The 26,660-nt window shown below is 68.9% G+C and carries 17 protein-coding genes; 9 read left to right on the plus strand and 8 right to left on the minus strand.

Features of this window, described 5'->3' with window-relative positions:
* The first annotated feature begins 55 nt into the window (after positions 1-55).
* The 6 genes from ag85A to A5787_RS13230 all read left to right on the plus strand — a co-directional run bounded on the left by ag85A (position 56) and on the right by A5787_RS13230 (position 12,340).
* On the plus strand, positions 56-1,102 hold the full coding sequence (gene ag85A, locus A5787_RS13205) for a diacylglycerol acyltransferase/mycolyltransferase Ag85A (protein WP_066967197.1): 1,047 nt from the start codon (positions 56-58) through the stop codon (positions 1,100-1,102).
* A gap of 160 nt (positions 1,103-1,262) precedes the next feature.
* Positions 1,263-2,141, plus strand: coding sequence for an alpha/beta hydrolase-fold protein (locus tag A5787_RS13210; RefSeq protein WP_369829113.1), 879 nt, complete (start codon positions 1,263-1,265; stop codon positions 2,139-2,141).
* Positions 2,142-2,237: 96 nt separating this feature from the next.
* Positions 2,238-3,248, plus strand: coding sequence for a cutinase family protein (locus tag A5787_RS13215; RefSeq protein WP_066967202.1), 1,011 nt, complete (start codon positions 2,238-2,240; stop codon positions 3,246-3,248).
* A gap of 246 nt (positions 3,249-3,494) precedes the next feature.
* Positions 3,495-5,387, plus strand: coding sequence for a long-chain-fatty-acid--AMP ligase FadD32 (fadD32, locus tag A5787_RS13220; RefSeq protein WP_066967206.1), 1,893 nt, complete (start codon positions 3,495-3,497; stop codon positions 5,385-5,387).
* A gap of 10 nt (positions 5,388-5,397) precedes the next feature.
* A complete protein-coding gene (pks13, locus tag A5787_RS13225; RefSeq protein ID WP_066967209.1) occupies positions 5,398-10,746 on the plus strand; it encodes a polyketide synthase Pks13 in 5,349 nt (1,782 codons plus the stop codon).
* Between the two features lie 7 nt (positions 10,747-10,753).
* Positions 10,754-12,340: an acyl-CoA carboxylase subunit beta gene (locus tag A5787_RS13230; RefSeq protein WP_066967212.1), complete on the plus strand. Its 1,587-nt coding sequence runs from the start codon at positions 10,754-10,756 to the stop codon at positions 12,338-12,340.
* A 13-nt stretch (positions 12,341-12,353) separates the two neighbouring features.
* Here the strand turns inward: A5787_RS13230 and A5787_RS13235 are convergent, their stop codons facing one another.
* Positions 12,354-13,199, minus strand: a complete 846-nt coding sequence (locus A5787_RS13235) for a helix-turn-helix transcriptional regulator (RefSeq protein WP_066967215.1) — start codon at positions 13,197-13,199, stop codon at positions 12,354-12,356.
* 113 nt (positions 13,200-13,312) lie between these two features.
* Between A5787_RS13235 and A5787_RS13240 the strand changes: the two genes are divergently transcribed.
* The gene (locus A5787_RS13240) at positions 13,313-14,347 is read left to right on the plus strand and encodes an SDR family NAD(P)-dependent oxidoreductase (RefSeq protein ID WP_066967218.1); all 1,035 of its coding nucleotides are present in this window, start codon (positions 13,313-13,315) and stop codon (positions 14,345-14,347) included.
* Here A5787_RS13240 and A5787_RS13245 read toward each other — a convergent pair.
* The 4 genes from A5787_RS13245 to A5787_RS13260 are packed head-to-tail and all read right to left on the minus strand — an operon-like array spanning position 14,248 to position 17,750.
* Positions 14,248-16,020: an acyl-CoA dehydrogenase family protein gene (locus A5787_RS13245; RefSeq protein ID WP_066967221.1), complete on the minus strand. Its 1,773-nt coding sequence runs from the start codon at positions 16,018-16,020 to the stop codon at positions 14,248-14,250. The genes A5787_RS13240 and A5787_RS13245 overlap by 100 nt on opposite strands.
* Before the next feature lie 52 nt (positions 16,021-16,072).
* Entirely contained in the window at positions 16,073-16,798 is a 726-nt protein-coding gene (locus tag A5787_RS13250) for a Crp/Fnr family transcriptional regulator (RefSeq protein WP_066967397.1), read from the minus strand.
* Between the two features lie 17 nt (positions 16,799-16,815).
* Complete coding sequence (locus tag A5787_RS13255; protein ID WP_066967224.1) at positions 16,816-17,286, minus strand: FHA domain-containing protein; 471 nt, start codon at positions 17,284-17,286, stop codon at positions 16,816-16,818.
* Complete coding sequence (locus tag A5787_RS13260; RefSeq protein WP_066967400.1) at positions 17,283-17,750, minus strand: hypothetical protein; 468 nt, start codon at positions 17,748-17,750, stop codon at positions 17,283-17,285. Before A5787_RS13260 ends, A5787_RS13255 begins: the two co-directional genes overlap by 4 nt.
* A gap of 195 nt (positions 17,751-17,945) precedes the next feature.
* On the opposite strand from A5787_RS13260, the gene A5787_RS13265 reads away from it, so the two are divergent.
* Entirely contained in the window at positions 17,946-18,140 is a 195-nt protein-coding gene (locus A5787_RS13265) for a DUF1918 domain-containing protein (protein ID WP_066967227.1), read from the plus strand.
* A gap of 15 nt (positions 18,141-18,155) precedes the next feature.
* Here A5787_RS13265 and A5787_RS13270 read toward each other — a convergent pair whose 3' ends face one another.
* The 3 genes from A5787_RS13270 to A5787_RS13280 form a co-directional block, all read right to left on the minus strand.
* Positions 18,156-18,662, minus strand: a complete 507-nt coding sequence (locus tag A5787_RS13270) for a hypothetical protein (protein ID WP_066967230.1) — start codon at positions 18,660-18,662, stop codon at positions 18,156-18,158.
* Between the two features lie 184 nt (positions 18,663-18,846).
* A complete protein-coding gene (embB, locus tag A5787_RS13275; protein WP_066967232.1) occupies positions 18,847-22,092 on the minus strand; it encodes an arabinosyltransferase EmbB in 3,246 nt (1,081 codons plus the stop codon).
* Complete coding sequence (locus A5787_RS13280) at positions 22,089-25,379, minus strand: arabinosyltransferase domain-containing protein (protein WP_066967234.1); 3,291 nt, start codon at positions 25,377-25,379, stop codon at positions 22,089-22,091. The genes embB and A5787_RS13280 overlap by 4 nt, the downstream gene beginning before the upstream one ends.
* A gap of 141 nt (positions 25,380-25,520) precedes the next feature.
* Here A5787_RS13280 and A5787_RS13285 point away from each other — a divergent pair, with 141 nt between their 5' ends.
* Positions 25,521-26,660: a BTAD domain-containing putative transcriptional regulator gene (locus A5787_RS13285; RefSeq protein ID WP_066967238.1), complete on the plus strand. Its 1,140-nt coding sequence runs from the start codon at positions 25,521-25,523 to the stop codon at positions 26,658-26,660.

The raw sequence follows: 26,660 nt of genomic DNA on the forward strand, positions 1-26,660 counted from the left end.
TGCGTCCAATCGGAGAAATGTGCCGAAAGGCCGAAAGAAGGATGAGGAAGCAAGGATGACGCTTGTCGACAGGTTTCGCGGCGCCGTGGCTCGCACGCCACGACGGCTCGTGGTGGGGGCCGTTGGCGCGGCACTGCTCTCGGGTCTGATTGGCGCCGTGGGGGGCTCGGCGACCGCCGGGGCGTTCTCGCGCCCGGGTCTGCCGGTGGAGTACCTGCAGGTTCCCTCGGCCGCAATGGGCCGCGACATCAAGATTCAGTTCCAGAGCGGCGGCGCCAACGCGCCCGCGCTCTACCTGCTCGACGGCATGCGCGCGCAGGACGACTACAACGGCTGGGACATCAACACCCCGGCGTTCGAGTGGTACAACCAGTCGGGCATCGCCGTGGTCATGCCGGTCGGTGGGCAGTCCAGCTTCTACTCCGACTGGTACAAGCCCGCCTGCGGTAAGGCCGGTTGCACCACCTACAAGTGGGAGACCTTCCTGACCAGCGAGCTGCCCGCTTACCTGCAGGCCAACAAGCAGGTCAAGCCGACCGGCAGCGCCGCCGTCGGTCTGTCGATGGCCGGTTCGTCGGCGCTGATCCTGGCCGCCTACCACCCCAACCAGTTCGTCTACGCCGGCTCGCTGTCGGCGCTGCTGGACCCCTCGCAGGGCATGGGGCCGTCGCTGATCGGCCTGGCCATGGGCGACGCCGGCGGCTACAAGAAGGACGACATGTGGGGCCCGTCGAGCGACCCGGCTTGGCAGCGCAACGACCCGTCGCTGCAGGTTGGCAAGCTCGTCGCCAACAACACCCGCATCTGGATCTACTGCGGTAACGGCAAGCCGTCCGACCTCGGTGGCGACAACCTGCCCGCCAAGTTCCTCGAGGGCTTCGTGCGGACCAGCAACCTGAAGTTCCAGGACGCCTACAACCAGGCCGGTGGCCACAACGCGGTGTTCAACTTCGACGCCAACGGCACCCACGACTGGCCGTACTGGGGCGCGCAGCTGCACGCGATGCTGCCTGACCTGCAGTCCACGTTGGGCGCCACGCCCGGCGCCGGCCCGGCTACCGCCGCGGCCGCGGGCAACCAGGGCACCGGCACCGGCACCTAAACACACCAGCAATGCGATTAGCGGCGGGCGCCTTTCGGGGTTCCCGCCGCTAGTTGTTTGCAGCCTGTGTGATCTGTTTCACTACCCGCGGGACGGGACGCTTGCGTCGCTGGCTAATGTGCAGACAGCGACTAGACGATGGAGGGTGGACATGAGGGTCGTGCGGGGTCTGTCAACGTTGCTGTTGGGCCTGGTTCTGGCCCTGGGGATGGGGGGTCCCCTCGGGAAGGCCCGCGCGGCGGGGTTCGAGAGCCTGATGGTTCCGTCCGCGGCGATGGGCCGTGACATCCCGGTGGCCTTCCTGGCGGGCGGTCCGCACATGGTGGTGCTGCTGGATGCGTTCGACGCCGCACCGGACGTCAGCAACTGGGTCACCGCCGGCAACGCGATGAACACGCTGGCCGGCAAGGGCATTTCGGTCGCGGCGCCCGCGGGCGGCGCGTACAGCATGTACACCAACTGGGAGAACGACGGCAGCAAGCAGTGGGACACCTTCCTGTCCAGCGAGCTGCCCAACTGGCTGGCCGCCAACAAGGGCCTGGCGCCCGGCGGCCACGCCGCCGTCGGCGCCTCCCAGGGCGGCTACGGGGCGATGGCGCTGGCCGCCTTCCACCCCGACCGCTACGGCTTCGCCGGCTCGCTGTCCGGGTTCCTGTACCCGTCGAACACCACGACGAACGGTGCGATCCTGGCCGGCCTGCAGCAATTCGGTGGCGTCGACGGCAACGGCATGTGGGGAGCACCCCAGCTGGGCCGGTGGAAGTGGCACGACCCCTGGGTGCACGCCGCGCTGCTGGCGCAGAACAACACCCGCGTATGGGTCTTCAGCCCGACCACCGACGCCGCCAGCGATCCCGCCGCCATGATCGGCCAGGCCGGCGAGGCGATGGGCAACAGCCGGATGTTCTACCAGCAGTACCGCAGCAACGGCGGCCACAACGGCCACTTCGACTTCCCGGGCGGCGGTGACAACGGCTGGGGCACGTGGTCGGGGCAGCTCGGAGCCATGTCGGGCGACATCGTCGGGGCGATCCGCTAGTCCAAACGCCGGTACCGTGTAGGGAGCGCAGCAGAGGGCGGGACGGTCGCTTCCTGGTATCGAGCTGCGATCGACCGACTCTGCCAGCAGGAGAACATGACCACGAGCGCGCGGCGTAACCGCCACCGGACCCTCGCCTGGATCGCCGCCCTTGCGGTGGCCGGCGTCGTGTTGTTGGTCATCGTGGCCGTGGTGATGCTGCTGCGCGGCCCCAAGTCACCGCCCAGCGCGGTGCCGCCCGGCATCCTGCCGCCGACCTCCACGACGACGCACCCGCACAAGCCGCGGCCCGCTTCCCAGGACGCGTCGTGCCCCGATGTGCAACTGATCAACGTGCCGGGCACGTGGGAGTCCGCCCCGCAGGACGATCCACTCAACCCGGCGCAGTTCCCGAATGCGTTGCTGCACAAGGTGACCGCGGAAATCTCCCAGCAATTCCCCTCCTCCCGCGTGCAGACGTTCACCACCCCCTATACGGCGCAGTTCCACAATCCGTTGAGCGGCGACACGCAGATGCCCTACAACGACAGCCGGGCCGAAGGCACCCGCGCGACCGTGCAGGCGATGACGGACATGAACAACAAGTGCCCGCTGACCAGCTACGTGCTGATGGGGTTCTCGCAGGGCGCGGTGATCATCGGTGACATCGCCAGCGACATCGGCAACGGCCGGGGGCCCGTCGACGACGACCTGGTGCTCGGTGTGACGTTGATCGCCGACGGCCGCCGCCAGGACGGGGTCGGCAACGACATCGGGCCCAACCCGCCCGGCGAGGGCGCCGAGATCACCCTGCACGAGGTGCCGGTGTTATCCGGCCTCGGCCTGACCATGACCGGTGCCCGGCCGGGCGGTTTCGGCGCGCTGAACAGCAAAACGAACGAGATCTGTGCGCCCGGTGACCTCATCTGCGCCGCGCCGAATGAGGCGTTTAGCGTGGCCAAGCTGCCGGAGACCTTGAACACCCTGGCCGGCGGCGCGGGCCAACCCGTCCACGCGCTGTACGCCACGACCGAGTTCTGGAACCTGGACGGGGCGGCCGCGACCGACTGGACGCTGAATTGGGCCCGCGGCGTGATCGAGAACGCGCCGCACCCCAAACATGGGTGACACCCCCGCGACCTAGGCGAATCCGTGACGCGATCGGCGGTACCTTGTGATTTGGTCTGCCGGGAGGCGGCACTTAACATTAAGAGAAAATTAAGAGCAATTAGAACTTCGTTGCGGCCGCAAGGACCGGCGCTCCCGAGCGCGGGCCGTTCAAAGCCGGCTCGTGTATAGAGGACCCGTCGGCGCAGCCGGCAGCAGAGCGGTCGGCCACGCCGACCGACACAGGTTGTGACAGGAGAGGGCGGCATGGCGTACCACAACCCGTTTATCGTCAACGGAAGAATCAAGTTCCCGGAGAACACGAACCTGGTTCGTCACGTTGAGAAGTGGGCGAAGGTTCGCGGTGACAAGCTGGCCTATCGATTCCTGGACTACTCCACCGAGCGAGACGGTGTCGAGCGCGACATCTCGTGGTCCGACTTCAGCGCCCGCAACCGCGCCATAGGGGCCCGCCTGCAGCAGGTCACCCAGCCCGGCGACCGCATCGCCATCCTGTGCCCGCAGAACCTGGACTACCTCGTCGCCTTCTTCGGCACGCTCTACTCCGGCCGCATCGCGGTGCCGCTGTTCGACCCGGCCGAGCCGGGTCACGTCGGCCGTTTGCACGCCGTGCTCGACGACTGCACGCCCTCGACCATCCTGACCACGACCGACGCCGCCGAAGGCGTCCGCAAGTTCATCCGGTCACGGACGGCCAAGGAGCGGCCCCGCGTCATCGCCGTCGACGCGGTGCCCACCGAGGTCGCCTCCACCTGGCAGGAGCCCGAGGCCGATGAGAGCACCATCGCCTACCTGCAGTACACCTCCGGCTCCACCCGAACACCGACGGGCGTGCAGATCACTCACCTGAACCTGCCCACCAACGTGCTGCAGACGCTGGTCGCCCTGGAGGGCGCCGAAGGCGACCGCGGCCTGTCCTGGCTTCCGTTCTTCCATGACATGGGCCTGATCACCGCGCTGTGCGCCCCGGTGCTCGGCCAGAGCTTCACCTTCATGACGCCCGCCGCGTTCGTGCGCCGGCCCGGTCGCTGGATCCGCGAACTCGCGCGGAAGCCCGGTGAAACGGGCGGCGTCTTCTCCGCGGCCCCGAACTTTGCGTTCGAGCACGCCGCGGTGCGCGGCGTGCCCCGCGACGACGAGCCACCGCTGGACCTGAGCAACGTCAAGGGCATCCTCAACGGCAGCGAGCCGGTCTCACCGGCGTCGATGCGCAAGTTCTACGAAGCCTTCAAGCCCTACGGTTTGAAGGACACCGCGATCAAGCCGTCCTACGGTCTGGCCGAGGCCACGCTGTTCGTCTCGACCACCCCGGGCGACGAGCCGCCGACGGTCATCCACGTCGACCGGGACGAGCTGAACAACCAACGCTTCGTCGAGGTGGCCCCCGACGCGCCGAACGCCGTCGCGCAGGTTTCCGCCGGCAAGATCGGGGTCGACGAATGGGCGGTGATCGTCGATGCCGACTCGGCCAGCGAGCTGCCGGACGGGCAGATCGGCGAGATCTGGTTGCATGGCAACAACCTCGGGGTCGGCTACTGGGGCAAGGAGGAAGAGACCTCCGAAGTCTTCAAAAACATCCTCAAGTCCAGGGTCCCGGAGTCGCACGCCGAGGGGGCCCCCGATGACGGGTTGTGGGTGCGCACCGGCGACTACGGCACCTACCACAATGGCCACCTCTATATAGCGGGCCGGATCAAGGACCTGGTCATCATCGACGGCCGTAACCACTACCCCCAAGACCTGGAGTACACGGCGCAGGAATCCACCAAGGCGTTGCGGGTCGGCTACGTGGCGGCCTTCTCCGTTCCGGCCAACCAGCTGCCGCAGGTGGTGTTCGACAACCCGCACGTGGGGCTCAAGTTCGATCTGGAGGACACCTCCGAGCAATTGGTGATCGTCGGGGAACGCGCGGCCGGTACGCACAAGCTCGACCACCAGCCCATCACCGACGACATCCGGGCGGCCATCGCCGTGGGGCACGGGGTGACGGTGCGCGACGTTCTGCTGGTGCAGGCCGGCACCATCCCGCGTACGTCCAGCGGCAAGATCGGGCGGCGCGCCTGCCGCGCCGCCTACCTCGATGGAAGCCTGCGCAGCGGCATCGGTTCCCCGACCGCCTTCGCCGGCGCTAACGACTGAACCAGGAACCATGGCTGATATAGAAGACCCCCAGGACCAGCAGGAGAACCTGCCCGCCAAGAAGACCGACGTGACGGTCCCCGAGATGCGCCAGTGGCTGCGCAACTACGTGGCCAAGGCGACCGGGCAATCGCCGGATTCGATCGACGAGTCGGTGCCGATGGTCGAGCTGGGGCTGTCTTCGCGCGACGCCGTGGCGATGGCCGCCGACATCGAGGACTTGACCGGTGTCACCCTGTCGGTCGCGGTGGCTTTCCAGCATCCGACCATCGAATCGCTGGCGACCCGGATCATCGAGGGCGAACCCGAAAGGCCCGACGACGACGTCGACATCGTCGACTGGTCGCGCAACGGGCCCGCGGAGCGCGTCGACATCGCGATCGTGGGCCTGTCCACCCGGCTGCCCGGCGACATGAACACCCCCGACGAAACCTGGCAGGCCCTGATCGCGGGCCGCGACGCCATCACCGACCTGCCCGAGGGCCGCTGGTCGGAATTCCTCGAGGAGCCGCGGCTGGCCGAGCGGGTCGCGAAGGCCCGCACCCGCGGCGGGTATCTGAAGGACATCAAGGGCTTCGACTCCGAGTTCTTCGCCGTCGCGAAGACCGAGGCCGACAACATCGACCCGCAGCAGCGGATGGCGCTGGAGTTGACCTGGGAGGCGCTGGAGCACGCCCGCATCCCGGCGTCCAGCCTGCGCGGCGGGTCCGTCGGCGTGTACGTCGGCGTCTCCAACCACGACTACGGATTCCTGGCGATCTCGGACCCGACCGTCGCGCACCCCTACGCGATCACCGGCAACGCGATGTCGGTCATCGCCAACCGGGTGTCGTACTTCTACGACTTCCGCGGACCCTCGGTCGCGGTCGACACCGCGTGCTCGAGTTCGCTGGTGGCGGTCCACCAGGCCGTGCAGGCGCTGCGCAACCGGGAAGCCGACGTCGCCGTTGCCGGCGGTGTCAACGCGTTGCTCACGCCCGCGGTGACGCTCGGTTTCGACGAGATCGGCGCGGTGCTGGCCCCCGACGGCCGGATCAAGTCGTTCTCCTCGGACGCCGACGGCTACACCCGCTCCGAGGGCGGCGGCATGGTGGTGCTCAAGCGGGTCGACGACGCCCGCCGCGACGGGGACCAGATCCTCGCCGTGATCGCCGGTAGCGCGGTCAATCACGACGGCCGGTCCAACGGCCTGATCGCGCCCAACCAGGACGCGCAGGCCGACGTGCTGCGCCGGGCGTACAAGGACGCCGGGATCGATCCGCGCACCGTCGACTACATCGAGGCGCACGGCACCGGGACGGTCCTGGGCGACCCGATCGAGGCCGAGGCGCTGGGCCGCGTGATCGGCCGGGGACGTCCCGCCGATCGGCCGGCGCTGCTGGGCGCGGTGAAAACCAATGTGGGCCACATGGAGTCGGCGGCCGGCGCGGCCAGCCTGGCCAAGGTGGTGCTGGCGTTGCAGCACGACAAGCTGCCGCCGTCGATCAACTACGCCGGACCGAGCCCGTACATCGACTTCGACGGGATGCGGTTGAAGGTCGTCGACCAGGCCTCCGACTGGCCGCGCTACGGCGGCTACGCCCTGGCCGGGGTGTCGAGCTTCGGCTTCGGCGGCGCCAACGCACACGTGGTGGTGCGCGAGGTCCTGCCGCGCGACGTCGTCGAAAAGGAGCCCGAGCCCAAACCCGAGGTGAAGGTCGCCGCCGAAGCGGCCGAGGCGGCCGAGGCGCCCACCTTCGAGGGCCACTCGCTGCGGTTCGACGACTTCGGCAACATCCTCAGCGACACGCCCGAGGCCGAAGAGGACGAGCCCGACCTGCCGGAGGTGACGGAAGAGGCGCTGAGCCTCAAAGAGGCCGCGCTGGCAGAGCTTGCGGCGCAAGAGGAAGCCGAAGGTCCCGCTAAGCCACTGATCCCGTTGGCGGTGTCGGCGTTCCTGACGTCCCGCAAGAAGGCCGCGGCCGCCGAGCTCGCGGACTGGATGGAAAGCCCCGAGGGGCAGGCGTCGTCGCTGGAATCGATCGGCCGGTCGCTGTCGCGCCGCAACCACGGGCGCTCCCGCGCGGTGGTGCTGGCGCACGACCACGACGAGGCGATCAAGGGGCTGCGGGCCGTCGCCGAGGGCAAGCAGCGGCCGAACGTGTTCAGCGCCGACGGGCCGGTGAGCAGCGGCCCGGTGTGGGTGCTGGCCGGATTCGGCGCGCAGCACCGCAAGATGGGCAAGAGCCTGTACCTGCGTGACGCGGTCTTCGCCCAGTGGATCGAGAAGGTCGACGCGCTGGTCCAGGACGAGCTGGGCTATTCGGTGCTCGAACTGATCCTCGACGATTCGCAGGACTACGGCATCGAGACCACCCAGGTCACCATCTTCGCCATCCAGATCGCGCTGGGCGAGCTGCTCAAGCATCACGGCGCCAAGCCCGCCGCGGTGGTCGGCCAGTCGCTGGGCGAGGCCGCGTCGGCCTACTTCGCCGGCGGCCTGTCGCTGCGCGACGCCACCCGGGCCATCTGCTCGCGCTCGCATCTGATGGGCGAGGGCGAGGCGATGCTGTTCGGCGAGTACATCCGACTGATGGCTTTGGTGGAGTACTCCGCCGAGGAGATCAAGACGGTGTTCTCCGACTTCCCCGACCTGGAGGTGTGCGTCTACGCCGCGCCCACTCAGACGGTCATCGGCGGCCCGCCCGAGCAGGTGGACGCGATCATCGCCCGCGCGGAATCCGAGGGCAAGTTCGCCCGCAAGTTCCAGACCAAGGGCGCCAGCCACACCTCGCAGATGGACCCGCTGCTCGGCGAGCTCGCGGCGGAGCTGCAGGGCATCAAGCCGATGAGCCCCACCTGCGGGATCTACTCGACCGTGCATGAGGGCAGCTACATCAAGCCCGGCGGCGAGCCGATCCACGACGTGGACTACTGGAAGAAGGGCCTGCGGCACAGCGTCTACTTCACCCACGGGATCCGCAACGCCGTCGACAGCGGGCACACCACGTTCCTGGAGCTGGCGCCCAACCCCGTCGCGCTGATGCAGGTGGGTCTGACCACGGCCTCGGCGGGTTTGCATGACGCCCAACTGATCCCGACGCTGGCCCGCAAGCAGGACGAGGTCGAGTCGATGGTCTCGACCATGGCGCAGCTGTACGTCTACGGCCACGACCTGGACATGCGGACGCTGTTCACCCGCGCCGGCTCGGGGCTGGCAGGCCCCGAAGATTTTGCGAACATCCCGCCGACCCGCTTCAAGCGCAAAGAGCACTGGCTGGATGTGCACTTCTCGCACGGCACCGGCTCGGTGCTCATGCCGGGCAGCCACGTCGCGCTGCCGGACGGCCGCCACGTCTGGGAATACGCACCCCGCGGCCTGACGGACCTGGCGGCGCTGGTGAAAATCGCTGCGGCCGAGGTGCTTCCGGACGCGCAGCTGGCGGCGGCCGAGGAGCGCGCGAAGCCGAGCGAGGGTGCCCGGCTGGTGACGACGCTGACCCGGCACCCGGGTGGCGCATCGGTCCAGGTGCATGCGCGCATCGACGAGTCCTTCACGCTGGTGTACGACGCGCTGGTGACCCGGGGCGGCTCGGAATCGGTGCTGCCGGCGGCGGTTGGCGCGGGGACGGCGATCGCGGCTCCGGCCAACGGGGCGGTGGCGGCGCCGGAGGCTCCCGCCGCGCGTTCGGAGGAGGAGGCGCTCGGCGACAGCCTGACCAACCGGTACATGCCGGCCGGTTTCACCAAGTGGACACCGGACTCGGGTGAGACCATCGCCGAGCGGCTCGGCGCCATCGTCGGCGCGGCCATGGGCTACGAGCCCGAGGACCTGCCGTGGGAGGTGCCGCTGATCGAGCTGGGCCTGGACTCGCTGATGGCGGTGCGGATCAAGAACCGTGTCGAGTACGACTTCGACCTGCCGCCCATCCAGCTGACGGCCGTGCGCGACGCCAACCTCTTCGCCGTCGAGAAACTGATCGAGTATGCGGTCGAGCACCGCGACGAGGTCGAGCAGCTGCACGAGCACCAGAAGACGCAGACGGCCGAGGAAATCGCCCGGGCGCAGGCCGAGTTGATCAGCGGCGCGACGCCCGCCTCGGTGGTGGCGCCGGCTCCCGACCCGCAAGCCGAGCCGGAGACGCAGCCGCCGCCGGCCTCCGACATTCCGATCCCGCCGCCGCCGACGAACCCGTCGGGGCCGGGTGTCAACGGGGGACAGCCGAAGGTGTCCGGGGTGGCCGAAGCGCTCAACCAGGAGGCGGTCGCCAAGGCGCTCAACTCCGACGTGCCGCCGCGCGACGCCGCCGAGCGGGTCACCTTCGCCACGTGGGCGATCGTGACCGGCAAGTCGCCGGGCGGCATCTTCAACCCGCTGCCCAAGCTGGACGCCGACGCCGCCGCCAAGATGGCGGAGCGGCTGTCGGAGCGCGCCGGGGGTCCGATCTCCGCCGAGGACGTGCTGACGTCGGAGACCATCGAGGCGCTGGCCGAGAAGGTGCGCGAGTACCTGGAGGCCGGGGTGGTAGACGGGTTCGTGCGCACGCTGCGGGCGCGGCCGGAGGGCAGCACGAAGCCACCGGTTTTCGTGTTCCACCCGGCCGGCGGCTCCACGGTGGTCTACGAGCCGCTGCTCAACCGGTTGCCGTCCGACACCCCGATGTACGGCCTCGAGCGGGTCGAGGGGTCGATCGAAGAGCGTGCGGCGCAATACGTTCCGAAGCTGATCGAAATGCAGGGTGACGGGCCGTACATTCTCGCCGGCTGGTCGCTGGGCGGCGCGCTGGCCTATGCCTGCGCGATCGGCCTCCAGCAGATGGGCAAGGACGTCGAGTTCGTCGGCCTCATCGACGCGGTGCGGCCGGGCGAGGAGATCCCGCAGACCAAGGAGGAGATCCGCAAGCGCTGGGATCGCTACGCGCGGTTCGCGGAGAAGACCTTCAACGTCACCATCGACGAGATCCCTTACGAGCAGCTCGAGGAGCTCGACGACGCGGGCCAGGTCCAGCTTGTGCTCGAGGCGGTCAAGGCGAGCGGTGTGCAGATCCCGGGCGGGATCATCGAACACCAGCGCACGTCGTACCTGGACCAGCGGGCCATCGACACCGCCGAGATCCAGCCGTACGACGGGCACGTCACGCTCTACATGGCTGATCGCTACCATGACGACGCGATCATGTTCGAACCGCGCTACGCCACCCGCAAGCCGGACGGCGGGTGGGGCGAGCACGTGACCGACCTCGAGGTCGTGCCGGTCGGTGGCGAGCACATCCAGGTCATCGACGAGCCGATCATCGCGAAGGTGGGCGCGCACATGACCCAGGCGCTGAACGGGATCGCGGCAAGGCACCAGGCGGACTCGTCCGAAAAAGTGAGGTAGGCAAGTAGTGACGGAGACTCTCCCCGCTTCAGGGCAAGCTCCCGTTCAGCACACCACCGCGGAAAAGCTGGCCGAGCTGCACGCTCGTCTCGAGCAGGCTAAGGAGCCCGGCGGCGAGAAGGCCGCGGCCAAGCGGGACAAGAAGGGCATCCCGAGCGCCCGCGCCCGCGTGCACGCGCTGGTCGATCCGGGCACCTTCTTCGAGATCGGGGCGCTGGCCAAGACGCCGAACGACCCGAACGCCCTCTACGGCGACGGCTGCGTCACGGGTCACGCCATGATCGACGGCCGGCCGGTCGGGGTGTTCTCCCACGACCAGACGGTGTTCCAGGGCACCGTCGGTGAGATGTTCGGCCGCAAGGTCGCGCGGTTGATGGAGTGGTGCGCGATGGCCGGGTGCCCGATCATCGGCATCCAGGACTCGGGTGGTGCCCGGATCCAGGACGCGGTGACCTCGCTGGCGTGGTACGCCGAATTGGGCCGCCGTCACGAGGCGCTGTCCGGGCTGGTGCCCCAGATCTCGCTCATCTTCGGGAAATGCGCCGGGGGAGCGGTGTATTCGCCGATCCAGGACGATCTCCTCGTCTCGGTGCGCGACCAGGGCTACTTCTTTGTCACCGGGCCCGACGTGATCCGGGAAGTCACGGGCGAGGAGGTCACCCTCGACGAACTCGGTGGCTCCGACGCCCAGGCCCGCTACGGCAACATCCATCAGGTGGTCGACTCCGAGGCGGAGGCGTTTCAGTACGTCCGCGACTACCTGTCGTTCCTCCCGTCGAACTGCTTCGACAAGCCGCCGATCGTCAACCCCGGGTTGGAGCCGGAGATCACCCCGAGTGACCTGGAGCTCGACGCGATCGTGCCGGACTCGGACAACGCGGCCTACGACATGCACGAAATCCTGTTGCGGATCTTCGACGACGGAGACTTCCTCGACGTCGCCGCGCAGCACGGGCCCGCCATCATCACCGGATACGCGCGCATCGACGGCCAGCCGGTGGGGGTGATCGCCAACCAGCCCATGCACATGTCGGGGGCGATCGACAACGAGGCATCCGACAAGGCTGCGCGGTTCATCCGGTTCTGCGACGCGTTCAACATCCCGCTGGTCTTCGTCGTGGACACGCCCGGCTTCCTGCCGGGTGCCGAGGAGGAGAAGAGGGGCATCATCAAGCGCGGCGGCCGCTTCCTCTACTCCGTCGTGGAGGCCGACGTGCCGAAGGTGACGATCACGGTGCGCAAGTCCTACGGCGGCGCCTACGCCGTGATGGGGTCCCGGCAGTTGACCGCCGACTTCAACTTCGCCTGGCCTACCGCGCGGATCGCCGTGATCGGCGCCGAGGGCGCCGCCCAGCTGCTGATGAAGCGGTTCCCCGACCCGACCACGCCCGAGGCGCAGCAGATCAAGAAGGACTTCATCGAGGGCTACAACCTCAATATGGCGATTCCGTGGACCGCCGCCGAGCGCGGCTTCATCGACGCGGTCATCGATCCGCACGAGACCCGGCTGCTGCTACGCAAGTCGATGCGCCTGTTGCGCGACAAGCAACTGTGGTTCCGCGTCGCCCGCAAGCACGGTTTGATCCCGGTCTAGCCGCGGGCGCCCGCTAGTCGATCAGCGACTGCGTGCCGAGGACTACCGCGAGGGCAAGGCGCTCGGCGTCCTCGGTCTCGGGTTCGGCGGTGTAGATCATGATGCGAATGTCATCGGCGGCCACGACGAGTGTGTCGCAGTCCAGCGCGATGTGGCCGACGTTGGGGTGCGCGATGACCTTGTGCCGGCCGAAGTCTTGGTGCGGCACCGGGGCGCCGGATTCCCACAGCTCGACGAAGCGCGGGCTGTGCGCGGACAGTCCGTGGATCAGCTGCTTCAACCGCTCATCGGCGGGATACCGGGCGGCGGTGAGCCGCAGGTCGGCAACCAAACCCGCCTCGAATTGGGCCTTCTCCTCGCGCGTGTGGACGGCGCGAGTGCCGGGACCAACAAGATTGCGCCACAAGCTGTTTCGTTCGTTTCCGCGCCAGGTCGTCGTCGGGCCCATCAGCGCGTCGTACGGGGCGTTGGCGATGAGCAGGGTCCAGGTGGCGTCGTACACGGCGACGGGCGTGTGGGCCAGGCGATCGAGGATGCGCTGCACGCTCGGGGTAACGCGCGACGACACCACCTCGGACCCGGGCGCGGCATGTCCGGCCAATCGGAAGAGCAGGTTGCGCTCGGCGTCGGAGACCCGCAACGCCCGGGCAAGCGCCTCCACCACCTGGATCGACGGCGAGGTGGCTCGGCCCTGCTCAAGCCTGGTCAGGTAATCCACGGAGATGCCGGCCAGCGCTGCGAGCTCTTCGCGGCGCAGCCCCGCCGCGCGGCGGCGTCCGCCGACGGAAACTCCGACCGCCGTGGGGGCGACGCGGTCGCGCCAGCTACGCACCGTCCGCCCGAAATCCCACGAGGCCATCCCCTTACTTTGCGCGACGCGGGTCGCCCGGGAAAGGCATTGTCCTGGCACTGCCAGTCCTACGAAAACCCGACGACTCCCCGACGCTCCGATTCGAGCCGAGACTGGCAACCATGAACTCGATCGCATCCGGCACCGTGCTCATCACCGGCCCGACCGGCGGACTCGGAAGGGCCGCGACGCTGGCGATCGCCGGTCGCCCGGCGTCCGAACGCCCAGACTTGCTGCTGGTCGGCAGGCCCGGCCGCGCGCTGACCGAGGTGGCCAAAAACGCCCGCCGCGCGGGAGCGACCGTGCACGAGATCCGCTGCGACCTCGCCCGGCTGTCCGACGTGCGCGCCGCGGCGCGCACGGTCAGGGATCTGCTGGACGCGGGTACGGTCCGACCGCTGCGCGCCTTGGTGGCCAACGCCGGCCTGGGCGTAGCCGATACCCACAGCGCCTCCGCGGACGGATACGAACTGACCTTCGCCGTCAACTACCTCGCGCACGCGCAGCTCATCGGCGACCTCCTCGACGCGTTCGTCCCTCCGGCGCGCGTCGTGTTAATCGGATCAAATACGTACTGGCAAAACATATTTCGGCGAATCATGCGCGTTCCGTCGGCGCGCTGGGCCGATCCGATCGACCTTGCCCGGCCACCCGCACCCGACGTGCCGTCGACCTTCGAGCGGTGCGGGATCGCCTACTCCAATTCCAAACTCGCCATCCTGTACTACGCGCACGAACTGCAGCGCCGAGCACCCGCCGGGGTCAACGTGACCGTCTTCGAGCCGGGGTTCATGCCCGGCACCGGGCTGAGTAGGGCGCACGGCGCCGCGGTGCAACGAATCGGGCGCATCATCGAGCGAATCCCCGGCGTCTCGTCGCCAAGCCGATCCGGGCCCGCGCTGGCCTCCATCGTGCTCGACGGCCGCTGGGCCCACCTGCGATCCGGCGCGTTCGTCGTCAAAGACCAAGAGCGCGAGGTGAAGCCGTTCGCGCAGGACCCGCTGCGGGAAGGGCGGCTGTGGGATGCCACGGCCGAACTCCTGAAATCCGCCAGGGATCAGACCGCCAGCGCGCCGCCCGCCAACTCCTCGAACCGCTCCAGCGCCTCGTCGGTGTCGGCGTCGATCCCGCGCAGCGGGCCCGGATCGGCGAGATAGCGCTGCGCGTGCAGCCGCGCGACGAGCGCCTTGCGCTCCCCGCCGCGGGTTTCCCGCTCCCACGCGGCCTGCTCGGTGAGCAGTGCGCCCGCGTAGACGTCGCCCATGAACTGCGCCAGCGGGAACAGCCGCGCCTCGGCCACGCCGCCATCGAGCTTGCCCCACGCGGTGATCGCCGCCTCGAGGTCCTCGACGCGGCTCGCGACCAGCCGGGTGGTCGCGTCGTCGTCGGAGACCGATACCGCGTCGCGCAGCCGCGCCAGCAGCGCCTCGTGCGCGCCGGCCCGCTCGATGCCGCGCCGCACATCCAGGCACAGGATGTTGTCCGGTCCCTCCCAGATGGTGTTGACCTGCGCGTCGCGCAGCAGCCGGGCCACCGGCCATGTCTCGATATAGCCGTTGCCGCCGTGGATTTCGATCGCATCGGAGGCGGCCGTGATCCCGAGCCGGCACACCTTCAGCTTGGTCACGGGGACCGCGATGCGCTGCCGGACGACGCGGGGCTGGCGGTGGTTGGCGGCGCCGGTGCCGTCGAAGACCAGCGCGAGGGCCGCCTCGACGTCGACGATCATCTCGGCGAGCTTGCGCCGCATCAGCGGCTTGTCGATGAGTGCCCCGCCGAACGCGTGGCGCTGCCGGGCGTAGCACAGCGACTCGACCAGCGCGCGGCGGGCGTTGGCGAGGCCGAACTGGGCGATGCCCAGCCGCGCGGCGTTGGTCAGCTCCATCATGCGGCCGAGCCCCTTGCCGTCGGACGGGCCGGTGTCCGCGCCGGGTTCGCCGGACAGCAGGAACGCCTCGGCGTCGACGAACTCGATCTCGCCGGAGGCCACCGAGCGGGTGCCGAGCTTGTCCTTGAGCCGGCGCACCCGCACCCCGTTGCGCGAACCGTCGCGCCGGTTGCGCAGCACGAGGAAGTTCGCGACGCCGCGGGACGAGTCCGGCGCCCCTTCCGGCTTGGCCAGCACCACGAACGCCTCACCCGCGCAGTTGGAGGCGAACCACTTGAACCCGTTGAGCAGCCAAGCGTCCCCGGAGCGGGTCGCCGTCGTCTCGAGCGCGCCCAAATCCGAGCCCCCGGTGCGCTCGGTGAGCAACTGCGCCGTCTCGCCCGCCCATTCGCCGGAGGCGAACTTCGCCAGCACGTACTCGGCCACGTCGGGCGGCGCGTAGGCGGACACCAGCGACTGCACCATCCCGCCGCCCGTGCCCAGCGCGCAGCCCATTCCGATGTCGGCCTGGTTGAGCAGATAGTTCGACGCGAACAGCGCCAGGCCCGAGCTCACCTTGGCCTCCCGCGCCGCGTCGCGCAGGGCCTGCTGCGCGTCGAGCACCGCGCGCTTGGACTGCGTGAACGACGCCGGCATGACGACGCGGCCGACGTCGTGTCCCCACCGGTCGTAGCGTTCCAGCCGGGGCGGGTTGCGGTCGGTCTCCTCGGCCCAGCGCGCCACCGGGCCGCCCATCAGGTCACCGATGCGGGCCAGCTGGGGCCCCAGCACGGCCAATTCGTCGGGCTGCAGGTAGTAGGCCATGGTGAACTGCAGGGTGGGATCGGTCAGGTACCAGTTGAGACCCACCGCACCGCGGTAGTTGTCGGTCTGGTATCGCTGCGACTTTTCTTCCGTGGAGAACGGCAGCCTGTCCACCGCTTCTGAGGTGTAGTCGCTCATGTCGCGACGGTATTACAGGCGCGACGCCCAGTGAAGGAAGCTGGGCCAATTCTCACGCGGTGGCGCGCAGCGGCCGCCTTCGATAGACGCCCAAGGCCGCACCGGCCGCCGCACGGCGGGCGAGCGCATCGGCGTCGGTGAGCAGAACACCCTTGCCCTGCAACGTGATCCAGCCACTGGAAGCGAAATCGCGCATTGCCTTGTTGACCGACACGCGGTCGGCGCCGACAAGTTGAGCCATCTCGTCCTGGCTCAGCTCGTGCGCGACCCGCAGCCCATCGCGCTCGCGGGTTCCGAAGCGCCCGGCCAAGAGCAACAGTTGGCGCGCCACGCGGGTGGCTACATCGCTGGAGATCAGTTCGACGAGTTGGTCCTCGGTGTGTTGCAGCCGCTGGTTCAGTGCCTGCAGCAGTTGCTCGGCGATCACCGGCCGGTGGGCTATCCAGGCGCGCAACGTGGCACGATCCACCCACACCGCGCGAACGTCGGTGATCGCCGTCGCGGTGCAGGATCGCGGACCGGGATCGAACACCGCCAGCTCGCCGAAGACGTCGGTCGGACCCATGATCGCTCGGAGATTCTCGCGGCCGCCGGGGCCCCTCAGGCCGATTTTGACCTTGCCAGTGACGACGATGTACACCCGATCACCCGGGTCCCCCTGCGAGAAAATCACCTGTCCCGCCGGGAATTCGATGGTATGCAGTTGCTTGATCATCGCCGACGCGGTCTCGGGTTCGACGTGGCGTAATATTCCGGCCTCGCTGAGAAGCTGCGTCAGGATCCGGTCCACATCGCTCACGCAAGCCCTCCTCGTCGGTGTCCACCGGTCGCCGGCCCGGTGAGGAAAACCAGGCGGAAATTGCCGATCTGGATCTCGTCGCCGTTGGCCAGCACCGCCGAATCGACGGCTTCGCGGTTGAGATAGGTGCTGTTCAGGCTGCCGAGGTCAACGAGGCGGAATTGGCCGTTCTCCCTGCGGAACTCGGCGTGCCTGCGGCTGACTGTGATGTCGTCGAGGAAGATGTCGCTGGCCGGATGCCGTCCGGCCGACATGATGGGCTGCAGCAAGAGAAACTGCGACCCGGCATTGGGGCCCTGTTTCACGATGAGCATGCCCGAGCCCTTTCCCATCGTTGCCATATCCTCGACCGCTGCGTCGGCGACGGCAGTTGCCGTGTCGAACTCGTCGCGCAGGTTCACGCGCAGGGCGGGGCCGATGTCGGCGGTGCTTTGGTCGGGCGCTGGCGTGGACACCGTCGTGGTCACGCCGCCCGGGGAAGATCCGGCGCTGCGGTCGCCGCGTGCGATGCCGGCCGGCCGGGCGCCGGGGCCCAGCCGATGTAGGTCAGATACAGCCCGACGAGGGCGAAGACGATGCAGAGCGAAATCCACCAGCCCTGCGCGCCGATCATGCTGTTGGCCACGGCGACGAAGGCCTTGGGAAAGGCCACCAGGAGCAGCCCGCGCAGCACGATGAGCCAGCCCAGCGAAGACACCACAATCGCCGCGGCGCCGTTCCAGTACTGATGCGCGGCGATCATGATCAGCCCGAACAACAGGATGAAGGCGCCGCTGACAAACGCCGACATCGAATTCGCTTCGAACTGCGACAGCAGTGCCTGCATGTCCGAAGCGCGGGCCACCGCCGTGACGTCGACAATGACGAGGAAAGGACCGAGGACGCGCGCGAAAAAGCGCGTTCTTGCCAAAGACTCTGCTGAAGCGTTCATCGGCGTGCCTTTCATCCGACGCCCGTCGTTACCCGACACCTGTATCGGACCATTTGACCGAACGGTCGAGATAGGGACCGAAGTCCCGTACGTCCGGGGGCGTTCGTCCTCGCAGGCCAACGGTGACCTATGGCCCTCGCTCATCCGGTCCGCCACGGCGCATGATCGGCTTATCAGTCAACGAGGGAGTCGATGATGAAGGCCGACGTAGGTGACTGGCTCGTGATCAAGGGGACCACGACCGAGTTAGCCGATCAGCGCGGGTTGATCACCGAGGTTCGCGGCGCCGACGGCGCGCCGCCATATGTGGTGCGCTGGCTCGCCAGCGGCCATGTCGCCACGGTGTTTCCGGGATCGGACGCGCTCGTCGTCCCCGCGGCCGCGCAGTGACCTTGCCCGAACGGGTTATACCGGCACCAAGAATTCGGACGTGTAGAACTCGGCGGGGTTTTGTGAGCTTGGGTTTGCGCGCTCGATAATCACCCAGACGCCCGTCGTACCTTGGCGAATGCTGTCTTGGACGGTCACCGTTGCATTGCCGGCCCCGTCGGTGTCCATTCCGGTAAAGGCGGTGCCGGGCGCCCCGGGGCCACATGTCGCCGACGACGGACGGGGTTCCTGGATAAGACCGACGTCGTAATGGGTGCCCGGCTCGTTGGGGATCGCCACGTGCACCTGCGCGACCGCTCTCGATCCGGAGGTGCTGATGAGCGCCGAACCGGTGCCCTCGGGCGGCCGGGGGATCCACGCCGCCTCGGTGACCTTGCTGAAATCGCAGCGCCGCTCGTCACTGTCCATCACGACGGTGGTGCCTCCTTGGGCGGCCGCGACGGCGATTTCCAAGGTTGCCGCCGGGGAGATCACCACGGCGATGGCCGCGGCGGAGGTACCTAAACGGGTCAGCATGTGCATCGGGCCACCTTTTAACGCGTGTGTTAGTTACCCCACGAGGGAAATAGGTAGTGACCCGCAATCGGAGAAATTAAACATTCGGCGCGCAATTACTCGAGCGTTAATTTCAGGAGTTATTCGACGAATGAAAAATTAATGGCGTACGGATTTAAAACCCGTTGCAATACAAGTGTTTCCGCGTTAGCTAGGGCTTGATTCGAATCTCGCCGGGTGACCACAACCCGCTGCGGGTGGCGGTGCCCAGATCGAGCTGGGCGGGATGGGCATCGGCGATCGTCTCGAACTTGCGCAGTGAGCCCCAGTCGCGGCCCCAGTCGCGGGACAGGTAGGTGGACATCACGTGCGCGCGCAGCAGCAGGTCGGTGATGCCCAGCAGGCCGCCGTTGACGCCGTCCTCCCAGGTGTCGGTGTCCTGCTTCTTGGCGTTGTAATCCGGCGTGATGCGGAACTTCGGGATCTCGGTGACGCCGTTGGCGTGCAGCATCGGCTTCTGGCACGGGAACGCCAGCCCGACCGCCCAGTCCAGCAACACCGGCTGTGACGAGCCGACGTACTCCTGCAGCGAGCGCAGCTCCGGCACCCGCGGCGGGGTCACCGCGATCCAGTCGTCCGGCGTCAGGGACAGGTCCTCGGCCACCACCCGGACCGCGACCGCGTCCGCGGGCATCTTGTCGCGGGCGAAGCGCAGGTTGCGCCACGCCTTCGGCTGTTCCCCGTTCAGGTCGTAGGGCACCAGCCGCCCGGCGGGCTGCACGTCGCCGCCGGGGCCGGGCCGGGCGTACTCGAGCACGACGGTCTGTCCGCTGGTGTGCCCGTGCAGCACGCTGTTGCCGGCGATCGTGCCCGCGGCGGTCACCACCAGCAGGGGATGCCCGTCGTCGGGCTTCGGCAGCTGATACCAGGCCGAGGTGAGCCGGCTCTGCTGTTGGGCTCCGGTGGTGTAGCTGCCGGCCAGCGGAACCTGGTCCGGGTTGAGGCCGTAGGGCAGCGGCACGAGGGATCCGTTGATGCCCGGCGCCTTGAGCTTGGTCGGTGCGCGCCAGTCGTAGGCGTACCAGTCGTAGTCGGTGCCGGGCTGTGGCACCGACGTCTCCTGAACCGCCTCCGCAACGGTGTGGTCCGGTACGCCGTTGGGGGTGAACCCGACCGGGTTGTCTCCCCCCAACGGACCCAACGGACCGTAATTGCCGGGCAGGGGCGCCATGAAGCCGGCGTTGCTGTCGGGTTCGACGAGCACGTCGTCGGCCAGTGCGCAGCCCCCGGTGAATTCACGCAAGTTGTCCCAGCCGTTGGAGTAGGTCGGGTACTGACGCACGACTCCGGCGACCATCGACGCGACGAACACGACCGCCATGAATCCGGCCGCGATGGGTACCGGCGCGGCGGTGACGGCGCGCGCCAGCCGGCCCTCGCCGTGCCCGCGCGATGCGAAATGCAACCAGAACGCCCAGACCGCCGCGATCGCGAAGAGCACGAAAAACACTGTGCTGACGCTGATTCCGGCAAACCGAGGCATGACGTTGTTGAACGGGATGCCGTAACTGGAGACATACCACCAGCCGTTGGTGGTGGCGAAGCACAGCGCCAGCACGAACAGCACCGCCGCCGCGAACGCCATCCGGTTTCGCGACCAGCGCAGCACCTCATGCGACACCAGCACGGTGGTCAGCGCGGCCATCGCCGCGCCCACCGCGGCGAACAGCCCGAAGTGGTGCACCCACTTGGTGGGGGTGAACATCAGGAAGAACATGGTGCCGAAGATGACGCCCATCAGCCGCCACGCCGGGCCGCGTGCCACGCCGGGGATTCGCTTGCGCCGCAACATGATGAACACCGCGGTGAACAGGCACAGCGCGGTGATCAGGAAGCCGAAGCGGCGCGACAGCGAACCGTCGACGGTGGGCAAGATGAGGTAGTAGTAACGCAGGTTCTCGGTGTACCAGGCCTGGCTGGGGCCGATCGCGGTGCGAATCCTGGTGGCCTCCAACACCGTTGACAGCGTCTGGTCGGCGAACACCACGGTGAGGATGACGGTCCCGGCCGCCAGCATGGGGGCCACCAGCGGCCAGGTGCCGACCAGGCGATGCCTGCGCACCAGGATCCGCAGGATGGGGCGGCCACCGGCGATCAGGGCGGCCACCGCGATCAGGCCGGTGGGCTGCACCCCCAGGGTGAATGCCGCCGTGATCACCGCCAGCGCCGCGGGCGTCAGGCGGGAGGCGCACATGGAACGCTCGATCAGCACGTAGGTGATCAGCGCGCCCACCGCGATGATCGGCTCGGGACGCAGGCCGTTGTTGAACGGCATCCACGCGGTGAGCAGGACCATGCCGGCCGCCCAGTTGGCGGCGGTGCTGCCGGTGACCGCGGGCCCCAGCCGCGGCAACACCTCACGCGACAGCAGCAGCCAGCAGACCAGCCCGGCGACCAGGTCGGGCAGCCGCATCCACAGGCTGCCGTCGCTGACGTGGGTCATCAGCGCCAGCAGGTTGTAGTACCAGCCGAACGGGTCCTCGGGGCTGCCGAACCAGCGGAAGTAGTTGGACATGTAGCCGGCGTGGTCTGCGACCCGGGCCATGCCGAGGATGTAGCCGTCGTCGGAGGAGTTCGCGCCGATCAGGTGCCACAGCAGGAAGCCGAATATCACCGTGGCGTCGACGAGGGTGAACTTGCGCCAGCGCGTCGGAATCAACCGGTGCATCCGGCGGCCGTCGAGCTGGTCGAGGCGCCACAGGGCGACCAGCGCGACGATGGTCGACACGATCGCCAGCACCATCGCCGCCAGCTTCAGCGTCGTCGGGGTGGTGGAGAACCGGGTGTCGATGGTCGCCGAAAGCCGTAGGCCGTCCGGCGCCGGACCCGTCAGGTCCGTGAACACCCCGACGATCTGCGGGCGCAGGTTGGGATCGGGGAAACCGCCGCGCTGGGGTTTGCCCGCGGGATCGGTCAATCCGACGAAGGTCGCGAAGGTCCCGGCGCTCGTGGAGGTGATCTCGATGCGCTGGCATTGCGGCGAGGCCGCCTGCTCCCGGGGGACGCTGGCGATGACCACGTTGCGGTCGGTGACGTCGACGCGCTGGCTGCTGGCCACGACGAACAACGCGTTGAGCGCGGCGTCCTTGCCCTTCTTGGGTGCCGTGCTCAGCACCACCCCGCCGTTGGGCGGCAGGCCGCGCACCACCGAGCACGGCACCGTCGCCGTCACGTCGACCGGCGTCAGCGAAATCAACGGCGCCGTAACGCTGTTCAACTGACCGTTCTGCGGCCAGTTCAGCGTCGCGGTGGTCTGCACGACCGGCAGCAGCGGCGTGGCGACCGACAGGACGAAACCGATCAGCCCGGCGATCGTCGCGACCCAGCGCGTCACCCGCACATCGCGACGGGCGTTCGGCTGCGCGGTGGCCGCGCGGGGTTCGTCGATGACGCTCATGGCAGCGCCCTGATCGGTCCCGGCCGGGCCCAGCCGCGCACCGTGGTCACACCCTGCTCGACGGCGGCATCCGGCGCCTGATCGGGCGGCACCAGCGGGTAGTACCGCTCGACCGATCCCCAGTCCCGATACCAGTCCCCGCTCAGATAGGTCGCGACCGTCGAGGTGCGCAGCATCGCCTGGGTGATCAGGAACGGGCCGCCGGTCTCGCTGGCCTCCCACCCGTTCGACGACGACGCCGTCTGCTTGTGATCGGGCAGGAGGCGGTATTGCGGAAGTTCGGCGACGCCAAGGTGTTCGGAGAAGGGCCGCTGGCAGGGGAAGTTCGCGGCGGTCGCGATGTCCATCAGCACCGGGGTCTGCGGCCCGATCAGCCGCTGCAGGGTCTGCAGCACGGGGACGCGCGGCGGGGTGAACGCGAACCACTGCTCGGAACTCAGATTCGGGTCGTAGGCGACGATGCGTGCCACGTTAGCCTCCGGCGGCGCCCAGGCCAGCGGGAACCGCAGGTTGCGCCACGCCGGCTCCGGCCCGATGTCGATCGGCTGCACCTCCGCGAGCGGCTGGGTGGTGCCGTCGGGGCGCGCGACCCCCCACTGCAGTTTCAGCGACTGCCCGTAGGTGAAGGTGCCGTCCTCTTTGTACGACCAGATCGCACCGGCGGCGGACACCACGACCAGCGGCCGGTCGCCGGTACGGGGCGGCAATTGGTACCAGGCCGAGGTGGCGGTGGCGGCCAGGGAGTTCTCGCCGTAGCTGCCCATCACCGGCGTGCGCGCGGGATCCAGGCCGAACGGCAGCGCCGCGTGCGAGCCGTTCACGCCGACGGGGCCCTTCCCGCCCGCCGTGCCCGCGGAGTCACTCATGGCGGCATTGGGCTTGTTGGGTGACGCGTCGGAATTCACCACCCCCGGTTTGGTGACCACCGGGTTGGACCTGAGGTCGTCGCCCACCCCCTCGGGTTTGAAGCCGACGGGGTTGGTTCCCCCCAGCGGGCCGGCGGGCCCGAACGGCTGCCCCGGAACCGGTTGCAGCAGACCGGCATTGGGGTCGGGCTCGGCCAGCACGTCGTCCGCCATGGCGCAGCTGGCGGGCGACAGTCCCGATGCGAGCGCCGCGACGTTGGCCTTGGCCGTCGTGTACAGCGGATAGCGGACGACCGCGCCCTTGGCCAGCGAGCCCACCTCGCCGAGGACCATGATCGAGGCGACCACCAGCAACGGGGTGGACGCCAGCACGCGGTTGCGCCGGTTGTCCTTGACCTCGGTGTGCCCGGCGTAGTCCATCCGGAAGTGCTGCCAGGCGGCCAGCAGCCCGGTCAGGATCGACAACGTCAGGAACATCGACGTCACCGGGTGGCTGGCGATGACCGGCTGGATGTCGTACCAGGGCACCCCGTAGTTGCCGACGTAGAACCAGCCGTTGACCCCGGAAGTCGCCCACGCCAGCACGAACAGCAGCGCGGTCACGTACAGCGTGAGGTTGCGGCGGCTGTGCAGGCCGATCCGGGCGAAGGCGAACGCGGTGACCGCGCCGAGGGCACCGGCCAGCCCGGCGAATGCGCCGAACTGCACGGCCCACTTCGTCGGGGTGAACGTCAGCAGCAGCAGGCCGACCGCGGTGGTGCCGATCAACCGCCACGCCGGCCCGCTGGCCAGCCCGGGGACCCCGCCGCGCCGCAGCAGCACCACCAGCATGCCGAACATGCACAGGAACAGCACCAGCACCGCGAACCGCCGCGACATGGATCCGTCCGGGTTGGACTCCACCGTGAGGAAGTAGTAGCGCAGCCAATCCTGATACCAGGCGATCGTCGGGCCGACCTTGTACTTGATGCGCGCCGACTCGGCGACGGTGGCCAGCGTCTCGCTGCGGAACACCACGACAGTGATCAGCGACAGGGCGGCGGCCAGCACGAGCAGCGGGGCGAGCAGCCCGTCGGTGTCCCGGCGCCGCCGGATCGCCCGTGCGATGGCCCGCGACCCCGTCAGCAGCGCGGCGACGGCGATCAGGCCCTGCGGCGCCAGCGTCGCGGTCAGCATCGCGACGATGATCGCGACGGCCGCCGGGGCCAGCCGCCCCAGCGCGATCGCGCGTTCCACCAGCATCCAGGTCAGCATCACGCCCAGCGCGATCAGCGGCTCGGGCCGCAGCCCGTTGTTGAACGGCAGCCACGCGGCCAGGAACACCGCGCCCGCGGTCAACACCGCCACCCGGTTGGCCGCCAGGCCGCCCCTGCCGGGTCCCAACCGCCGCAGCACCCAATGGCCGATGATCAGCCAGCAGGCGATCCCGGCGAGCGTCGCCGGCAGCCGCATCCACACGCCGGCGGTGCTGACCGACGCCAGCTTGGCCAGGACCGCGAGGTACCAGTCGAACGGCGCGTCGGTTGTCCCGAAGTAGCGGTAGTAGTCGGCCACGTAGCCGGCTTTGGGGGCGACCCGGGCGATGGTCAGGTTGTAGCCGTCGTCCGATGAGGTGGCGCCGATGACGTGCCAGAGCAGCAGCGTTCCGATCACGCCGCCGTCGGCGAGCCACGTCGCGGCGCCGACGCGCCGCAGCCGCGTGAGCAGGGAACGCCAGTCGAGCAGGAGGTTGCCGCCGCGGCTGCGCCGATCCAGCGCCGCCATCGCGGCGATGGCGACGAGGACCGCCAGGGTGCCCACGGCCATCACGAGCGTCTTCAGCGCGGTGGGCGCCGTGATGAACCGGGTGTCGACGTCCACGCGGGCCGAGAGTCCCGACTGCGCGGGCACTTTCAGGTCGGTGAAGATCCCGCCGACCTGTGGCTTCTTCTCCGACGGCAAGGTGCCGGAGGCTCCGGGGATGCCGACGAAGTCCGCGCCCGCCGCACCGGCGTCGGCCCAGAGGTGCAGGACGCTGCAGGCGCCGGCCGCGACCGCCGAGCGCTGCGCCACCGCGGCCACGGTGTCGCGGAACGCGACGACGATCACGTCCTTGTCGGCCCGCACGAACAGCCCGTTCTTGCCGGTGTCCACCCCGCCTGTCGGCAGGGTCGACACCACGAGGCCGCCGGCCGGGGGCAAGGTGGCCATCGCCGGGCACGGAATCGAGATGTCCAACGCGCGCGGCGCCCCGGACACCAGCGGGGCGGTGACCTGGGTGACGTGCCCGTCCGTGCTGCCCTGGGGCCACAGGACGGTCGCGGTCGTCTGCTTCACCGGGAGCACGGGAACGATGACGCACAACAGCAAGCCGATGAGTCCCGCGACGACGGCGATCGACCGTGGGATGCGCGGCGATCGCTCATTACGGTCGTGGGGCACGAGGCTCGATGGTAAGGGACGCGGCTTTGTCTCTGGAGGACGCGGGGCCGCCGTCACGGCCCGGTGATTTGCCGCGCCCCTTCCACGAAATAAACTCTCGTGTCAAGAACGGCCCCGATCACCCAGGAGGCTGGCGGCGCGATGACGAGTGCAGGTCTCGGGTTCGGTGCCTTGGGGCCGTTGCTGATGACCAGCCATGGGGTCCGGGTCCCGGTCGGCGCGCCGAAGCAGCGGGCGGTGCTCGCCATGCTCCTGATCAACCGCAACCGGCCGGTATCCGTCGACTCGTTGATCAATGCGGTGTGGGACGAGGACCCGGTGCCCGCCGCGCGCACCAGCATCCAGGCCCACGTCTCCAACCTGCGTCGGCTGCTGCGCAGCGCCGGCGTCGACCCCTACGAGGTGCTGGCGAGCGCGCCGCCCGGATACCAACTCAGCGTGGCCGACGCCGACTGCGACCTGGGTCGCTTCACCGCCGCGAAGGTCGCGGGAAACCAGGCCGCCGCCGCGGGACGCTTCGACGAGGCCAGCCGGCAGTTCTCGGCAGCGCTGGGCGAATGGCGCGGGCCGGTGCTCGACGACCTGCGCGACTTCGCCTTCGTCGACGCCTTCGCCACCGCGCTCATGGAAGAAAAGGTGGCCGCCCACACCGCGCGTGCCGAGGCCGAGATCGCGTGCGGGCGCGCCGGCGAGGTGATCGGCGAGCTCGAGGCGCTCACCGCCGAGCATCCGTACCGCGAACCGCTGTGGGCGCAACTCATCACCGCCTATTACGTCACCGAGCGTCAGTCCGACGCGCTCGGCGCCTATCGGCGGCTCAAGACGGCCCTGGCCGAGGGGCTCGGCATCGACCCGGGCCGCACCGTCAGCGCCCTGCACGAGCGAATCCTGCGCCAGGAACCGTTGGGTCTGAAACGGGCCGACCTGACCACGCACAAGCGCGACGTCTATCGGCAGGAGCCGTCCACCGCTGGGATCCGGCTGGCCGAGTCGGTGCTCGCCGGGCTGCGCGACCAGACCGGGCGGCTCCACCCGCTCACGGGGGCGATCACCCGGATCGGGCGCTTCACCGACAACGACGTCGTTCTGGACGACACCGACGTCAGCCGCCACCACGCCGTCATCACCGACACCGGAACCGGGTTCATGATGACCGACCTGCGGTCCACCAACGGGGTGGAGGTGGGAGGCCAGCGCATTCGCGGCAGCGCCGCCCTGGCCGACGGCGACCGCATCCGCATCGGCGGCCACGAGTTCACCTTCGAAATCCGCCCGGGCTGA

Origin of the sequence: Mycobacterium sp. 852002-50816_SCH5313054-b, assembly GCF_001667185.1 — a bacterium.
GTDB lineage: Bacteria > Actinomycetota > Actinomycetes > Mycobacteriales > Mycobacteriaceae > Mycobacterium.

Bases quoted from the DNA above. Each gene is read 5' to 3' on its own strand.
- ag85A (WP_066967197.1), top strand. From the start codon at position 56: ATGACGCTTGTCGACAGGTTTCGCGGCGCCGTGGCTCGCACGCCACGA.
- A5787_RS13215 (WP_066967202.1), top strand. From the start codon at position 2,238: ATGACCACGAGCGCGCGGCGTAACCGCCACCGGACCCTCGCCTGGATC.
- fadD32 (WP_066967206.1), top strand. From the start codon at position 3,495: ATGGCGTACCACAACCCGTTTATCGTCAACGGAAGAATCAAGTTCCCG.
- pks13 (WP_066967209.1), top strand. From the start codon at position 5,398: ATGGCTGATATAGAAGACCCCCAGGACCAGCAGGAGAACCTGCCCGCC.
- A5787_RS13235 (WP_066967215.1), bottom strand. From the start codon at position 13,199: ATGGCCTCGTGGGATTTCGGGCGGACGGTGCGTAGCTGGCGCGACCGC.
- A5787_RS13240 (WP_066967218.1), top strand. From the start codon at position 13,313: ATGAACTCGATCGCATCCGGCACCGTGCTCATCACCGGCCCGACCGGC.
- A5787_RS13245 (WP_066967221.1), bottom strand. From the start codon at position 16,020: ATGAGCGACTACACCTCAGAAGCGGTGGACAGGCTGCCGTTCTCCACG.
- A5787_RS13260 (WP_066967400.1), bottom strand. From the start codon at position 17,750: ATGAACGCTTCAGCAGAGTCTTTGGCAAGAACGCGCTTTTTCGCGCGC.
- A5787_RS13265 (WP_066967227.1), top strand. From the start codon at position 17,946: ATGAAGGCCGACGTAGGTGACTGGCTCGTGATCAAGGGGACCACGACC.
- A5787_RS13270 (WP_066967230.1), bottom strand. From the start codon at position 18,662: ATGCACATGCTGACCCGTTTAGGTACCTCCGCCGCGGCCATCGCCGTG.
- embB (WP_066967232.1), bottom strand. From the start codon at position 22,092: ATGAGCGTCATCGACGAACCCCGCGCGGCCACCGCGCAGCCGAACGCC.
- A5787_RS13285 (WP_066967238.1), top strand. From the start codon at position 25,521: ATGACGAGTGCAGGTCTCGGGTTCGGTGCCTTGGGGCCGTTGCTGATG.